This is a genomic window from Neisseria sp. Ec49-e6-T10 (assembly GCF_051132615.1).
In the GTDB taxonomy this organism is placed as follows: domain Bacteria; phylum Pseudomonadota; class Gammaproteobacteria; order Burkholderiales; family Neisseriaceae.
The window spans coordinates 1695094-1711879 of record NZ_CP152375.1; the positions used below are offsets into that span (position 1 = coordinate 1695094).

At 38.2% G+C, this 16786-nt stretch carries 10 protein-coding genes and 2 pseudogenes; 3 read left to right on the forward strand and 9 right to left on the reverse strand.

Annotated elements, in window-relative coordinates:
- Positions 1-214 precede the first annotated feature (214 nt).
- Together secA and AADH04_RS08845 are read left to right on the forward strand one after the other, a co-directional pair.
- Positions 215-2720: pseudogene (gene secA, locus AADH04_RS08840) on the forward strand (preprotein translocase subunit SecA); the annotation flags it as partial.
- An 86-nt stretch (positions 2721-2806) separates the two neighbouring features.
- Positions 2807-2929 (forward strand): annotated as a pseudogene (locus AADH04_RS08845) (SEC-C metal-binding domain-containing protein); the annotation flags it as partial.
- Between the two features lie 149 nt (positions 2930-3078).
- Here the strand turns inward: AADH04_RS08845 and AADH04_RS08850 are convergent.
- From AADH04_RS08850 to AADH04_RS08875, 6 genes are all read right to left on the reverse strand, one after another.
- Positions 3079-6273: a PilC/PilY family type IV pilus protein gene (locus AADH04_RS08850; RefSeq protein ID WP_434776926.1), complete on the reverse strand. Its 3195-nt coding sequence runs from the start codon at positions 6271-6273 to the stop codon at positions 3079-3081.
- Between the two features lie 464 nt (positions 6274-6737).
- Positions 6738-9998 carry a pilus assembly protein gene (locus AADH04_RS08855; RefSeq protein WP_434776927.1) on the reverse strand — a complete coding sequence of 1087 codons (3261 nt, stop codon included), beginning with the start codon at positions 9996-9998 and terminating at the stop codon, positions 6738-6740.
- A 778-nt stretch (positions 9999-10776) separates the two neighbouring features.
- Positions 10777-11604 (reverse strand): methylenetetrahydrofolate reductase [NAD(P)H], encoded by an 828-nt coding sequence (gene metF / locus AADH04_RS08860; RefSeq protein ID WP_434776928.1) that lies wholly within the window; start codon positions 11602-11604, stop codon positions 10777-10779.
- A gap of 69 nt (positions 11605-11673) precedes the next feature.
- A complete protein-coding gene (gene hisD / locus AADH04_RS08865; protein ID WP_434779826.1) occupies positions 11674-12966 on the reverse strand; it encodes a histidinol dehydrogenase in 1293 nt (430 codons plus the stop codon).
- Positions 12967-12971: 5 nt separating this feature from the next.
- On the reverse strand, positions 12972-13619 hold the full coding sequence (gene hisG, locus AADH04_RS08870) for an ATP phosphoribosyltransferase (RefSeq protein WP_434776929.1): 648 nt from the start codon (positions 13617-13619) through the stop codon (positions 12972-12974).
- A gap of 43 nt (positions 13620-13662) precedes the next feature.
- The gene (locus AADH04_RS08875; RefSeq protein ID WP_434776930.1) at positions 13663-14259 is read right to left on the reverse strand and encodes an SCO family protein; all 597 of its coding nucleotides are present in this window, start codon (positions 14257-14259) and stop codon (positions 13663-13665) included.
- Between the two features lie 262 nt (positions 14260-14521).
- On the opposite strand from AADH04_RS08875, the gene AADH04_RS08880 reads away from it, so the two are divergent.
- Positions 14522-15151 (forward strand): glutathione S-transferase family protein, encoded by a 630-nt coding sequence (locus AADH04_RS08880; protein WP_434776931.1) that lies wholly within the window; start codon positions 14522-14524, stop codon positions 15149-15151.
- Between the two features lie 55 nt (positions 15152-15206).
- Here AADH04_RS08880 and AADH04_RS08885 read toward each other — a convergent pair whose 3' ends face one another.
- The 3 genes from AADH04_RS08885 to AADH04_RS08895 are packed head-to-tail and all read right to left on the reverse strand — an operon-like array spanning position 15207 to position 16750.
- On the reverse strand, positions 15207-15806 hold the full coding sequence (locus tag AADH04_RS08885) for a BON domain-containing protein (protein ID WP_434776932.1): 600 nt from the start codon (positions 15804-15806) through the stop codon (positions 15207-15209).
- Between the two features lie 4 nt (positions 15807-15810).
- Complete coding sequence (locus AADH04_RS08890) at positions 15811-16401, reverse strand: phosphoheptose isomerase (protein WP_434776933.1); 591 nt, start codon at positions 16399-16401, stop codon at positions 15811-15813.
- A gap of 4 nt (positions 16402-16405) precedes the next feature.
- On the reverse strand, positions 16406-16750 hold the full coding sequence (locus AADH04_RS08895; protein WP_434776934.1) for a YraN family protein: 345 nt from the start codon (positions 16748-16750) through the stop codon (positions 16406-16408).
- Positions 16751-16786 lie beyond the last annotated feature (36 nt).

Consider the following 16786-nt stretch of genomic DNA (forward strand, 5'->3'; position numbering starts at 1 on the left):
TTAAATGAAAATATGCCCATATATAAGGAAGTGAACTTTTTTATCCAGCTTTATATAAAAGCGTTACTTTTGTATGTTTTTAGAAACAAGATTGTCTTCATATTGTGTGATTTAGGTGTAAGTTTTATCAAAACTACCGAATTAAACGCAATGTGTTAAAATTACGAATTAAATTTTTTCCGTGCCACAGTAAATAGGCCAGGGCCCATATAATATGTTATCTAATTTTGTCAAAAAGATTTTCGGTAGTCGTAACGATAGACTTTTAAAGGAATATCGTAAAAGTGTTGTAAAAATTAATGCATTAGAGCCAGAGATCCAGGCCTTAAGCGATGAAGCATTACAGGCTAAAACGGCTGAGTTTAAAGAACGTTTGCAAAAAGGTGAAAGCTTAAATGATTTATTGCCAGAAGCTTTTGCCGTATGTCGTGAAGCCAGTTTACGTACCTTGAAAATGCGTCATTTTGATGTGCAGCTTATTGGTGGTATTGCTTTACATCAAGGCAAAATTGCTGAAATGCGTACTGGTGAGGGTAAAACTTTGGTCGCAACATTGGCTGTGTACTTAAATGCTTTAACTGGCGAAGGGGTACATGTGGTCACAGTAAATGATTACTTGGCTAAACGCGATGCTGCAACCATGGCTCCTTTATATGAATTTTTAGGTTTAAGTGTGGGGGTTAACTTAAGCCAGATGCCTTCTGAGTTAAAACAGGAGGCGTATGCTTCTGATATTACCTATGGTACCAATAATGAGTTTGGGTTTGATTATTTACGCGACAATATGGTGTTTTCTTTAGAAGAAAAAGTACAAAGAAAATTGAATTTTGCCGTTGTGGATGAGGTTGACTCGATTTTAATTGATGAAGCACGTACGCCATTGATTATTTCAGGTGCCGCGGAAGACAGTGTTGAAGTTTATAAAATCATGAATGTTGTGCCCCCTCGTTTAGTGGCACAAAAAACAGAAGATGGTGAAGGTGATTATTGGGTTGATGAAAAAGCGCACACTGTTGTATTAAGTGAGCAGGGGCATGAAAAAGCCGAGCAAATTCTTGCAGAAATGGGGTTGTTGGCTGAAGGCGATAGCTTATATTCAGCAACCAATATTTCATTGATGCATCATTTGATGGCGGCTTTACGTGCGCATAGTTTATTCTTTTTAGATCAGCACTATGTGGTTCAAGATGACGAAATTGTGATTGTCGATGAGTTTACTGGCCGCTTAATGGCTGGACGTCGTTGGTCTGATGGTTTACATCAAGCAGTCGAAGCCAAAGAGGGGGTTGAAATCAAAAAAGAGAACCAAACTCTGGCTTCCATTACCTTCCAAAATTATTTCAGATTATATGGCAAGTTGTCTGGTATGACAGGTACGGCAGACACTGAAGCTTATGAGTTTCAGAGTATTTATGCTTTGGAAACGGTTATTATCCCAACCAATCGTCCAAGTCAACGTAAAGACATGAATGACCAGATTTACCGTACGATGGCGGAAAAATTTTATGCTGTGGTTGCAGACATTAAAGAGCGCCATGCAAAAGGACAGCCCATTTTAGTGGGCACCACCAGTATTGAAAATTCAGAGCTCATTTCTAAATTATTAAAAGCAGAAGGTCTGTTTCATAATGTGCTCAATGCCAAAGAGCACGAGCGTGAAGCTGATATTATTGCGCAAGCTGGCCGTTTGGGCATGATTACGGTTGCCACTAATATGGCTGGGCGTGGTACAGATATTGTATTGGGTGGTAATATTAGTTTGCCATTACAAGCAATTGAAGATAATGAAGAAATACCCAGAGTTGAACGTGTTTCTCAGATGGAAAAATTAAGACAGGACTGGGAAGAGGAACACCAAAAAGTTTTAGAAGCGGGTGGTTTGCATATTGTTGGTACAGAGCGCCATGAAAGTCGTCGTATTGACAATCAGTTGCGTGGTCGTGCTGGCCGTCAAGGTGATCCAGGTTCCAGCCGTTTTTACTTGTCTTTTGAAGATTCTTTATTACGATTATTTGCTCTTGATCGAGCTGCGGCAATTTTAGACCGATTGTCTTCTGGTTCTGGCGAACCAATTGAACATAAGCTTTTAACCAGACAAATAGAAGGTGCACAAAGAAAAGTAGAAGGGCGCAACTTTGATATTCGTAAGCAACTGCTTGAGTATGATGATGTTGCTAATGACCAGCGTAAGGTTATTTATCAGTTACGTAATGATATTTTAGACAGTGATCAGGTCAGCGATGTGGTCAAAGACATGCGCCTTGATGTGGTCAGTGATCTGGTGGATGTGTATATGCCACCTGATTCTATGGAAGAGCAATGGGATTTAGAGTCCTTAGAAAAAGTATTACACGCTGATTTTAATTTCCCTGTGCCTGTGCGTGAATGGTTAGAAAAAGAGCCTTCTTTAGAAAATGCTCAAGTCAAAGAACGTTTGCTCAAAGCAATTGAAGATGATTATGCTCATAAAATTGATGTTGTTTCTGAAGAGGGTATGCGCCAGTTTGAACGCAGCATATTGCTTCAAATTATGGATACACATTGGCGTGAACATTTGGCGGCTATGGATCACTTGCGCCAAGGTATTCATTTACGTAGTTATGGACAGAAAAATCCTAAACAAGAGTATAAGAGAGAGTCATTCCAGTTATTCCGTGACATGATTGAAAATGTGAAACGTAATGTGGTGACTGTATTGATTTCTGTTCAAATTCAAGAAGAAGCACCTGATATTGAACAAGAAGCTGTGACACCATTACTTGAAGAACATGCTCAAGCAGCCGCAGCAATGAGCATTGATCAATTACCAGAAGGTGCTGATTTAAGCCCAGAAGCTTTGGCTGAACAGGGTATCTTTATTGGTCGAAATGATCCATGTCCTTGTGGTAGTGGTAAAAAATACAAACAATGTCATGGCAAAATTGCTTAAAGCTACGTTGGATAAATGAAACAAAAAGCCAGAATATATTTCTGGCTTTTTTATTGCGACCTTGTTATATAAAATATTAGGTTTATTGCCTATAGTAAGAAAATCCCCTTAAATAATTGGTTTATTTAAGGGGGTAAATGATTTATTTTTTAAATAATTTGTCTCCAGCCGATGCGTCTGGATACAGATGATGGGCAAGTGATACCCAGATACTCTGGACCATCTCCTGTTGAAATCACCAGGACGCTGCCATTTTCGCACTGTTTGCTGCCTTCTTTCTCTTGTGCTCCATAGGGAGCCTCGACACCTGTATTTTTAGTGGCGCCGTAAGCATTTCGATTGCTGTTATTACTCGAGGTTAATGTCATTCTACCCATCAAGGTATTGTATTTTTTCCCTGAAAAAACAGTGCCATCTGATCCAGTAAGCATGTTTAACTGAGCAGTGTTTCTTTTTGGGGTTCCACCATCAATAGCTCTTAGTTGTATTAAGCTGCTGTTTGAATTTGAAGAGGCACCAAAACATTTGATACTACTGTTAGGATCAATATCTGCTAAGCCAGAATAACTAATTGTGCTGACCGCGATTGTTCCGGCTATGATTTCAGGATCATAAATAACACGTGAGCTGTTCGGGCTATCCAAGTCTATGAACCAACCTTTTTGGGTCTTGGTCATGATTTTATTGGAGTTGATCAAATAAACTTCACCATCTTGTTCTTGTTCAGATAAGCTTTGTTTTAAAAATTTATCTTGGTTGGTTCTATCGTCATAAGTTAATGGTGTTGGGTTTGGGTTAGTGATGTCATCATAAATACCATAAATGCTTTGAGTATTTTTAGATTCTAAGTCTTGTTGAAAAATGCCACTTCCTGTACCAAATAGCACAATAACGGTATTGCCTTTTATATACAAAGTTGGCTTGGTGGTGATCGGTTGAGAAGGGTCTCCTTCATAGATTAGTTTTGCTGTCCATTCAGAAGAGTCTTTTCCTCTAAAGTCGAAGCGATAGAGATTCCCTTCTGAGTCCCCAGCATATACTAGATCAATAACGTCTGAGTTGTTTAAAGCAACAGGCGAAGGGGTAGATAATGCTGCTGCTTGCACATTTGCATCGGGTTGAATAGCTGCAAGTAAAGTGCCTGGTTTATCAGGGCCCGTAATCGAACCGGTTCTGCGCACATTGATACCCAGTGTGTCTAGGACATACAGTGTAGGTTTGTCTTCTAGACTTTGGTAACCATTGGCAAGAAAAGTGGCTTGTCTGACGTCATTATCTATTAAAGGTACTTGATCCTCATCACGGTTTAAGGCCAAACGATCCACCATTGGCGTGCTGATGGTATAACCTATTTTTTCAGTACCAACATAAGCATTACCAAATTTGTTATTACTTGTATCCCATAAAGGGACAGTATCTTGCCATTTTTTATGTGCAGCGGCACTTGCTGTTGTATTGGCTATATTTGTACCTCGATCGATATCAATACCAACAAATTGCCCTGTGGCTTCATTAGTGCCTCCAATATTTAAGGCATAAGCCGCTTTGCCCCCTTCTCCTAACGCACCAACAACAAAGGTGTGACCATTGGCTGTTGTTCTATCCGTCATTCCGCCATTAATAAATGTGGTACGTGGTATATCTGAGCCATAGCCAGGAGCTGCTCTAAATACAATATCTTGAATCAGGGTTTGACCACCTTCTCTTGGTGCTGAGCCAGGAATATAGGCAAATTTTTCAGAGTAGGGGCGATTTGCATAATAATTCCCCAGCCCAGAGGTTGCCGCAGTGTAGATTCTGACTTGACCATCATTTGAAGGTACAACCATAAATTTAGGTAGCTGAATTTTGCCCCAACTGGTCATATCTGTTCTTGAAATAGTGTAACCAGTTAATTTAATGGGTGAGTCTATAATTTCACCCAAATGACGTTTCATCGCATCGTTTGTTGTGCCACTGTTGGTGACGGTTGAACGGTTACGGAACCCTGTATTGGCATCGCAGCAAGGCGTTTCCCAGCCTGTGAGCCAATTCATATAGCCTTGATCTTTGCGCCATTTGGTTGAGTCTTTATTGACATCAATACCTAAAGCGCCAAGGTTGAATTTATTATTCATTTCAACGTCTCGTTTAGAATAGCTTGATAAGCGATAACGATTTAAATCAATTAACCCACTATCCTCCGAAGGGTCGCTGAGTACTGCTGTGCGATATGTTTCGTGTGAAGAAATTGGGTATTTGATGATTGGACTGCCTTTATTGTCTGTTATCGTTTGTAATGTTTTACTGTTGAGTAGCGTCATTTCCAGCTCAGAAGACCATTTGTCTGGATCCAGTTTAGGGGTAACAATCAGTACATTGTCACTGGAGGTAGAATTAATTGGACCACCAATACCATATTGTCCTGGTGTATATTTGGGGGGCTGGTATTGTAGTTTACCTAGAATTTTTGTCAGTGCTTCTGCCAGCTTAGCAGCGGTTGTGGCTGCTTCGTAAAAACCGTTGCCATAAATGGCTAAGTTGGCTAAAGAAGTTGAGTTGGCATACATACCAACAGCGGATGTACGGATATTTTGTACAGGAAAGAAAGAGTCATCAAAACTCACCCCCTCAAGATCATTACCCCCTTGTTTGTAGTCATAATTAGAGGCAAACTGTACAATATTACTGTTGTATCCATTTGCATTGGTTTTATTGTCAGGATCAATGTTATTTTGTGCAATGGCATCACCAGATTCACCATCGGTAATGGCTAATACAAAATTTTGCTGACAGCGATATTGCATGACATTATCGCCTATGCCTTGAAAACCATTGGTGCCACCCATGTAGTTATAAATGGTACGCAAACTTGCGTATAGCGGGGTGCCTCCTGATGGGGTCAATTTGTTTACGTTTTCTAAAAGATCATTAATATGCTCATCTGTTGTGTCTTTAATATAAACGGTAATGGCACCATTAGGACGTGAGCGATTGTTGTTATAGTAGGTAAGCGCAACACCTGCACCTTGGATTTCTTTGCCCTTTGTTGTTTGATTGTTCATATAAGCCAATCCCCAGCGAAAATCATTTTTATTTTGCTGAATAATCAAGGTAGCGACTTCTTTTGCCACTTCATCACGAGCTCTATATGTGCCATCTTCTTGTTTGTCTTTTGTGGTCATACTGCCAGAGTTATCTAAGAGCAACATCAAGTTGGGTTTGGTGTTGTTGATTTGTCTGGTTTGCATATACAGAGGGAGGTTCGGAAATAAATCTGTTGCCAATAGTTGTGATGGAGCCAATAGGGCACAGATTGTTAATGTCAGATATTTTTGTGAAAAAGAGCTTTGTTGATTTTTCATGATGCCCACCTTTTGCCTAAGTAGTTTCCATTTTTATATTTTTTCTTGATGTTGTTTTTATTTTTTATTTGTAAAATAAAATATTAAATTTGTTAAACATTGTTAATATAATATGATTATATAAGAATATTTATTCTAGCAATATATATTTTTCTCAAAGGTTGTGTATTTGGATGAATGGTTTTTATCTTATTGTTATATAAGAAATATTAAATTTATTTTTAATATTATTTATTTAAAATAAAAATTAAATATTTTATTTTATTTTTGATTGAATTTGTTTAATTTGATATTTTTGTTTTAATGAGAAAGAAATTTTTTGGATTTAAAATTTACATTTTGGGTAAATTTTAAATTTTGTGATAAAAAACATCAAAACAGCACGTAATTGTGTTGCAAGATAATAAAAAATGATCATAATAAACAACGTATAAGAAATTTTTTTCTTATACGTTGCCATTTGATTATATGTAACGCCAAGCAATACGCCTAGACACTTGGTTTATACTGCATTCTGGTACCAATTCATGAGTGATACCGCTTGTATCTGTGTACAGGTACTTAATGTTTGTACCTTTTTTACAATAAGCTCTTTCCTGTCGTTCACAGCTAGGTGAGCCTTGTTCACAAAAAGCAGCCTCTTTTTTGGTATTGTTGTTATTAAACTCCCCATCGTTGTTGGTTGCACCAAAATAGCCAATCATGGCTAAGGGGGAACCACCTGATGGTAAGCTGTAACCACTTAAATAACTTGTTTGTCCGTTCATGCTAATTGAGCCAAAAGTGGTATCTGATCCTTTTAGGGCGCCTCCAGTTACCGCATTCACAAACATTAAATAGTTGCTCGATTTAGATGTGTCGCGAAAACATACTTTATTTTTACCATTCAGGTTTACTTTACTGACGATATTCGTTGATAAAACAACTGTACCATCATTGATGTAAAAATCAGAGATGATTTTTTCGCCAGTGACAGGTAAATTGATGTACCAGCCTTTTGTTTCACCAATTGGGTTTTCACTTAAAAAACGATAGGTTTTATCTTGGTCGGTATGCGTTGAAATGGTCTGTTCTGTCAGTTCCGATTGTTTGATCGCAGCGCTACTGCTATCAGTCAAATCATCATAAATACCATATAAAGTTTGTGTGTGTTGAACATTGATATCATCAGCGTATAAAACACTGCCTGTACCAAACACCACGACAGTACGTTTTTTATACTGTGAGAAGTGGGGCGCGGTTGTAATCGGTTGAAGAGGGATATATTCACCCGCAATATTTGTGCCGCCTAAGCCTTCATAAATTTTGGTCAGTGTCCATTGATCAGGTTCCTCTTTTCTTAAATCAACACGATAAATATCGCCCGCTCTGTCCCCAACATAAATAATATCGGCAATGCCATCATTATCCAAGTCAACAGGAGTCGGAGAAGATAAGCCATAATCTTTGACTTTATTGGTGTTTTTGATGGTGAATTTTTTTAATACTGTTCCTTTTTCTGTCAGATCATTAGGGTTTGTGCCTGTCCCTGCGTTCATCCCCAATGTGTCTATAATGTATAAAGCACCATCGTTTGATTCACTACTGTAGCCATTAGGCACAACGGCAACTTGTTTAATATTGGTCAAATCAGGCTTGCCTTTACTTGTGCGATTAATGGCAATAGGTGCAATCATTGCCTTGCCCGTTGTGTAGCCTATATCTGGGTCATCTTTTAACTGAGGATTGGTTGCGCTATCCCATAAAGGAATGGATGACTTCCAAGTATTCTGCTCTGCATCTACACCAACTTTTGTTGTGCCATCTTTCTGACTGACACCACCAATATTCAGGGCAAAAGTACCTTTACCTCCTTGTCCAAGAGAGGCAACCGCAAATAGCTGCCCTTTGTTGGTGTAACGGATAGCTGTGCCGCCATTTACCCCATATTGATGAGGAACATTGGTACCATAATCGGCATCTGCACGTTTGTAGGCATAGTTATATAGGGTATTATTTCCTTCAACTTCAGACATACCAGCAAAATAACCAAAAGTATAGGTATAAGGAGAATAGTCTGTAATGGTTGTTTTAGTGCCATCTGATAAGGTAATTTCTTTTTCTTGACCGTATTGTTTATTAGGCGTGTAAATTTTAAACATGCCATCATTAGAACCAAGAGTCAGATATTTAGGTGACTGAAGTTTTTTGTCTATTGGGCCAGACATTAATAATGGACTATTAAGCACATCGCCTAAAAAACGGCGCTCATCATTGGCAGACAGCACCGCACGTTTACGATAGCCTGTTTGTTTGTCTTCCTCTACAGAAGTTGTCAGCCATGGCATAAAATTAAGATAATAGTCATCTTCAGCTTTACCTAATGTATTTAAACCAAAACTATCATTGTTAAAAACACGTTTAACTTCATTTCTGTCCGTTAAATTAACCCAACCATGATTGTGGCTGCCTAAAACAATATGTTTTCCGTAGTCGTAGGTGGCAGGTCCCATTTTGGTCATATTGCCCTGAGCATTGAGCCAGTCAAAATTTAAATCAGATTGCCAATTATTTGAACGTAATTTTAATGTTGCAACAACTTTATCTCCTTTATCATTTGTGACATAAGAGGCTGCTGGCACAGTTGGGTAAAAACTGTTTTTGGGTTTCATTGATTCAATATAATTGGTGATGACTTCGATTAATTCACCAGTGTTGCTGACAATTGCAGAAAAACCTTTACCAATAGAAGCAAATTGTTGCAGCTCCTTTGGCTTCATATCAGGTGTTAAACCAATAGCAGAAGATGTAATGTATTGATTAGGAAAATCTTCCTGGTTATAAAACTCACCATCTAAATCTTTTTGATTACTGCTTTTTGGGTGTGTGGTTGCCGCTTCTTTAACACTGTCTCTGATATGTGGGCTCCAGAAATCATCGCCATCAGTCATGACAATGACAAAACTGTCTTGGCAGCGATAATGAACCATTTCCTTGGCTGTAGGCATGTCTCTTGTCTCGCCAAGAAACTGGTAGTTATTTGACAGTAATTGCGGCAAAGAATACCAAAGCAACCCCGTTTCATAGGCAATTTTACGGATATTGTTTTTGATTTCTTCTTTATGTTCTTCACTGCGTTTACCTGCTGGGTGCTCTTCACTGATTTGTGGTGCGGCACGGGTAATATAACCATACCAGCTAAACCAGCGGTCATAGTGATATTGCACAGGGTAAGGTTTATCAGCAGGTAAACCAGGAATAATGCCTGCTGTTCCTTGGGTATACAGCCATTTCCCTTTGTTTTTTACCCACTGTGCACGACGTGGGTCTTGTTTGATTTCTTCATCAGACCATTCTTGCCAATGATCAACACGGTTGTAATCTTTATTGATCACAACACCAAAATTAAAATCATCATAATAAGTATCAACAACTTTTAATAAGGACAGTTTGACCATATCCAGTCGGGTAGGGTGATTGGCTGAGGGGGTGTTTTTAGGTAAGTATTTTGTCCCCAATAAATAGTTCATTGTTGCGGTGTTATCAATATAAAACCAAAGTATTGGCTTGGTTTTATTGATATAGGGTTGCATGTTTACAGGTTCTGAGGGGAAAGGATATTTTTGCGCAAAAGCTTGGGTACTTGTACCAAAAATCAATAAAGTAGATAAAGAAATGACGCTTATTGTGTATGAGGGGATTTTTTTGAGTAAGTTATGTTGTTGTTTTAATGATATATCCTGCATATGCTTTTCCCTAAAAATTGATACAAAAATATACAAATTTTTTGAATATTTTTTTAAATATTATTAAATTAAATAATTGTTGGTTTTTGATTTAAAACGATATGAATAAATGAATGGAAGTTTTTATGTTTTGTTTTATCTATCATAAATATTAATATTATTTTTAATGACTATCATGATAGTAGAAATATTGTATTTAAGCCCATTTTTATTGGTTTTTTTGTTTTTTGTTTTTTTGATAAAAGGCGTTGTTTTTTGATAAAAGGTGATTGATTTCTTATGATTTATATATAATAAAATCGATATTTTTTTATATGAATAATATAAATTTATATTTATTGTTTATTTTGTTTTTTCTATTTTTTATTTTTTAATCGATATTTAAATTTTGTTTATTATATTTATTAGTTAATAATATTTTAATTATCGGGTAGTTAGTATTTTTCTATAGTAAGAAAATATGTTTTGAGAAGGTATAATGATGTTTGGCTATTTATTTAAGCTTATGAGTGATGATGTATTTTTTTGTTTTTATAAAAAATAAATGATTGGTTAAGGTAAATTGAAATAATTTTTATATTTTGTTACTTAATTTGATTTTGGTTAAATAAAATATAGCGTGAAACATAATTAAGTTGTATAAAAGAGACAAAAATAAGATTGAAAAAGTAATGGTGTTCAGTGATATAAGCATTTAGATTGGAGGAATCGCCAAAAGAAGAAACGGATACAAAAGCAGCCATTATTCTCAATGACTGCCTTGTGATCCTTTGAGTGATTAATAGCCTAAACGTTGGCAAATAGTCGAAACAGTACCAGCCTGATTTAATGTGTAAAAGTGCAGACTTGGTGCCCCTTGAGTTAATAATTTATCTGCTAGTGCTGTGGTCACATCTAAACCAAGCGCCTTAATTGAGGCAATATCGTCCCCATAAGATTGTAGTTTCAGTTTAAGCCAACGCGGCACCTCTGCACCACACATATCAGAAAAACGCACCAGTTGGCTTGAACTGGTAATGGGTAGGATGCCTGGCACTATTGGTATATTGACCCCTTTAGCCTGTACTTCATCCACAAATGCAAAGTAGGCATCGGCATTGAAAAAATACTGGGTAATGGCTGAATTTGCACCTGCTTTTACTTTGGTCACAAAGTTATTGATGTCGTCTTGTGCATTTTTCGCTTGTGGATGGTATTCAGGGTAAGCGGCAACTTCAATATGAAACCAATCACCATGTTTTTCTCGAATAAAGGCAACCAATTCGCTGGCGTATCTAAAGTCCCCTAAGCTCACCATGCCAGAAGGGATGTCCCCACGCAAAGCCACAATATGACGGATACCATGGCTTTTATATTCTTCCAGAATTTCTGCTATGCCCTCATATGTTGCTCCAATACATGATAAATGAGGGGCAGCGGGTGTGCCTTCTGTCATAATTTCCATGACAGTATTTAAAGTACCATCTTTTGTTGTGCCACCGGCACCGAATGTACAAGAAAAAAATTCTGGTTGAAATTGTCTTAATTGTTTACGGGTATGTCGTAATTTTTCTTGAGCTTCTTCCGTTTTGGGCGGAAAAAACTCAAAGCTAAGTGCTTTTTTCATGTAAATGTCCTGAATATATTTTTTATGGTTTTAAAAAACAGGTTGTATAGGGTGTGGTGTTTGGTGGCACTATTTTTTCAAACGAAAATGAGCCGAACAAGCATGTGCATGTAATCCTTCACCTGTTGCCAGTAACTGAGCGACTTCGCCCAGAATGTGCGCACCTTCTTCTGAAACCTGAATGAGGCTAGAGCGTTTTTGAAAATCATAAACGCCCAAAGGAGAGGCGAAACGGGCTGTTCTGCTGGTGGGTAGAACATGGTTTGGGCCTGCACAATAGTCTCCTAATGATTCGCTGGTAAAGCGTCCCATAAAAATCGCACCAGCGTGTTTGATTTTGGGTGTCCATTTTTCAGGTTCTTCTACCGACAATTCTAAATGTTCTGGAGCAATATAATTGGCAATTTCGCACGCTTGTTCTAAATTGTTAGCCAAAATTAAGGCACCACGGTTGCTTAATGATGCTTCAATAATGTCTTTGCGTGGCATGGTAGGCAATAATTTGGCAATACTTTGTTTGACTTCATTCAGATAATCTTGAGAGGTTGCAATAAGAATAGACTGAGCAATTTCATCATGTTCGGCCTGACTGAATAGGTCCATTGCCACCCAATCGGCAGGAGTAGAACCATCAGCAATGACCAAAATTTCACTTGGCCCTGCAACCATATCAATACCAACAACACCAAATACTCGGCGTTTAGCTGCCGCTACATAGGCGTTTCCTGGCCCTGTGATTTTATCAACTTGGGTAATGGTTTGAGTGCCATAAGCTAACGCTGCAACAGCTTGTGCACCACCAATTGTAAATACTTTTGTCACTCCTGAAATATAAGCTGCTGCTAGGACCAGGTCATTGCGTTCCCCTTTTGGGGTAGGCACCACCATAATAATCTCTGTTACGCCGGCAACTTGTGCTGGCATGGCATTCATTAACACACTAGAGGGATAGGCTGCTTTACCACCTGGTACATAAATACCCACTTTATCTAAAGGTGTGACTTGTTGTCCCAATAAAGTGCCTGTTTCATCGGTATAAGTCCAAGAGGTTTGTTTTTGTCTTTCATGGTAAGATTTTACTCGCTCTGCTGCCGTTTTTAGCGCCTGTTGTAGTTTTGGCTCTAGCCTGTCAAATGCAGCCTTTAACTCTTCTTGAGTAATGGTCAGTTCAGCCATGCTGTTGGCAGTTAAACCATCAAAGCGAGCTGTATATTCTAATAAAGCCGCATCGCCTTTATCTTTTACGTGTGCACATATTTGGGCAACAGTCTCGTCAATTTTTGGGTCTTGAGCGGTTTCAAAAGCCAACAGTTCAGTTAGTTGTGTCCAAAACTGCTCATCCTGAGTATTCATTTCCTTCATCACGATTATGACTCCTTAATGGCTGATGCAAATGCATCAATAATGGGTTCAATTTGATTATATTTTAGTTTTAATGCTGCTTTATTGACGATCAAATTGCTGGCGATATCTTGAATGTGTTCTACAGCGACTAAGTTATTGGCTTTTAATGTGCTGCCTGTGGACACAAGATCCACAATTGCATCAGACAAACCGACAAGGGGTGCCAGTTCCATCGAACCATATAATTTAATGATGTCTACATGAACACCTTTGGCAGAAAAGTGTTCTCTAGCAATTTTTGGGTATTTTGTTGCGACACTTAAACGAGCACCCGCATGAGCCGATTGCTCATAGTTAAACCCATTTTTTACGGCCACCATCATTTTGCATTTGGCAATGTTTAAATCTAAAGGTTGATATAAGCCATGTCCACCATGTTCAATCAACACATCTTTACCTGCAATTCCTAAATCCGCAGCACCATATTGCACATAAGTTGGGACATCAGAAGCTCGAACGATGACCAGTTTAATGTGTTCATGATTGGTGCCAATAATTAATTTTCGCGAGCTTTCTGGATTTTCATTGGGAATGATGCCCGCAGCAGCCAATAATGGCAAAGTTTCTTCAAAAATACGTCCTTTAGAAAGTGCAATGGTTAAGTCAGTCATATTATATTGTATTCTTAATTTAAGATAATGGAATGAGAGGTCATTATTGACCTGATTTTAACAAGGTTTCTATGTCTTGGGCTAATTGTTTAAAAGGAACCGCATGAGGCTCATACACCCGCACGAGACCTTTTCGATCAATTAAGTAAGAGCCTGCGCTGTGATCAACCGAATAATTACCTTCTTCAGTGTAGTGTTTTTGCGCCATAATTTTATAGGCTTTTAAAATGGGTGAAAGTTGCGTTTCATTTTGTGCACTCAAACCAATAAAGTGTTCATTGAATATAGGGGTATAGTCGGACAGCACTTTAGGGGTATCGCGCTCAGGGTCAACAGAAATAAATAAAAGTTGGACTTCCTGACTTTTATCCCCTAATGATTCAATAGCACGTGAATAATCCAATAGATTTGTTGGGCAAATATCTGGGCAATGGGCATAACCGAAGACCAAAACAACAACTTTACCCTGAAAATCAGACAGTTTCACGGTTTGCCCTGTGTGTGCAGGTAATTCAAATGGTCCACCTATGTGTTCCTCTGAAACATCGGAACCCAAAAAATGAAGCTTATCGGATTCTGAAGTTTGAGGTGAACAGGCACTGATAACAATAAGCAAAACCAAGATGATTAAATGCTTCATATTATTCCAAAAGAGAAAAAGATTTTTTCATTATAGACTTAGAATACCTTTGTTTAAAAGAGTATCTTTTTGTTTAGAATAAATGAGCATAATCATAGAACAAAGAGTACAGTATCCTGATACTTGTTTTTATCTAAATTGTCGCAATTTTAATAAAACAAGTGGATTGTTTTTATTGTGGTCAAAACATTTTTTGATCACAGTTAATCAATGAAACATTTAACGTTTTAATCAAAACCAAAATAATGAAGAGGAGTACCCGATGTTGACTTTATATACCTTGCCAGGAGCATGTTCCTTGGCTGATCATATTGCTTTAGCTTGGTCTGGCTTGCCTTATCAAGTAAATGTAGTCAATCGTGATGTGATTAAATCACCTGAGTATTTAGCTAAAAACCCGAATGGACAAGTGCCTTTGTTGGAAAAAGACAACTGGCGTGTTGCACAAAACCTTGCTATTTTGGATTATATTGCTGGGGCTGCTACAGGCGCTAATATTGGTCCGGTCGATACACCAGAAAGTAGAGCAGAGTTTTTAAGCTGGCTTTCATTTGTTTCAGCAGATTATCATAAAGCTTTTTCTCCTATATTTGGTGCTGCCCGATTTGGCTTAGACAAAGCCGCCGAAGAAGCTTTACAAAAAGGAGCCATTGAATTATTGCGTACCCATTATTTGGCTAAGTTAGATCAACATTTTGCGCAAAATCAATTTGCTTTTGCTGGTAGAAAAACTGTTGTGGATGCCTATTTGTGGGTGGTTACCTCATGGGCATATAATTTTGTGCCAACGTTAGCAACAGATTACCCTAATTTAAATGCGTACTTTGAGCGCTTTAAAGCAGATGAAGGTGTGCAAAAAGCATTGGCAGAACAAAAAACATCATCAAAATAATCTGATTAAAAAGACCAGCTAAATGCTGGTCTTTTCTTTAATGCAGTTGTTCAGTTTATTCAGTAAATGTTTCAAAAAGTGTCACGACTTTTTGTACGCCAGATGTTTGGCTGATGGCAGCGGTTGCCGCAGCTTGTTCTTCAGGTGTCAAAATACCCATAACGTAAGTAACCCCATTATAAGTGACCACTTTAACGTGATTAGGTGAAACGCCTTTTGCGCCTAAAATAGTGGTTCTGACTTTTGATGTAATCCAACTGTCTCGACTCATATTACCAAAGCTTCTACCATCAGGTGAAATGGTGATTTGATTGTATACTCTACGTACATTAGGTTGCGCCCGAACAATGCGTTCAGCAATTTGTTGTTCTTCTTCATTTTGAACCATGCCCAATAACAAAGAAGCACGATTATAGGTGACAACAGTAACACTTGCTTTGGGTGCGTCAGAAGTGCGGGTTTCATTAATTTTATTATTAATTTGGCCTGCTACTTTCAGATCAATTGCATTGTCATCTGTTTGTGCACCAGTGCTGCGTCTATCAAACCCAACTTTTGCACCACCAACTGCACCACCAATTAATAATGCGGGGCATCCAGACAAACCAATGGATAAAGCGCATACCAATACAATGAGTTTTGTTTTCTTCAACATAGGCTTATTCGCCTCCTAATAAAATAAAATCAATGGCATCACATAATGCATGGATCGCAGTAATATGGACTTCTTGAATACGAGCCGTACGATGATAGGGCACATTTAATAAAATGTCTTGATTGGTCAAAGCTGCTGCTATTTGTCCGCCATCTTTACCTGTTAGAGCAATGACTTTCATCCCCTTTTCGTGCGCAGCGTGTACGGCTTCTAACACATTAGCCGAGTTGCCAGAAGTCGATATCGCCACTAATACATCATTTGCTTGGCCTAAAGCCCGAACCTGTTTTGAGAAAATCAATTCAAAATCATAATCGTTGCCAATAGCCGTTAAAGCAGAAGTGTCCGTTGTTAAAGCAATTGAAGCCAGACCCGGGCGCTCTTTTTCAAAGCGACCAACCAATTCAGCCGAAAAATGCTGAGCATCGGCAGCCGAACCACCATTACCACAAGCCAAAACTTTACCTTCGCTCATAAATGAAGCCACCAGACATTCTGCTGCTAAGGCAATGTTGGTGGGTAAAATTTCTTCACATTGTTTTTTTACTTCAATACTTTCAGTAAAATGTGTGCCAATTCGTGCGATTAAATCCATATTATTAGCCTAAAATATTTTGTAGCCAGACAGGTTCATTTTGCCCTTGAAGTAACCATGCATCAACACGGCAAGGTGCCTGAATGCGTTTTGTTTGTAAATAAAGCTCAATCGTTTTCGTAAGTTTAGCGCATTTTGCATCAGAAATGCTGTACATTGACCCACCAAATTGATTATTTTTACGATATTTTACTTCAACAAAGACATAAATGTCCCCTTGACGCATCACCAAATCAATTTCACCAAAGGCACAATGCCAGTTTCGTTCAATTAATTGTAAGCCTTTTTTCTTTAAATAGGCCAAAGCAGCATCTTCTGTTTGCTGACCTGTTGGATGGTTTAGTTTCATATTTCTCGTGAATAATGGCGCAAAATGGTATAGTGT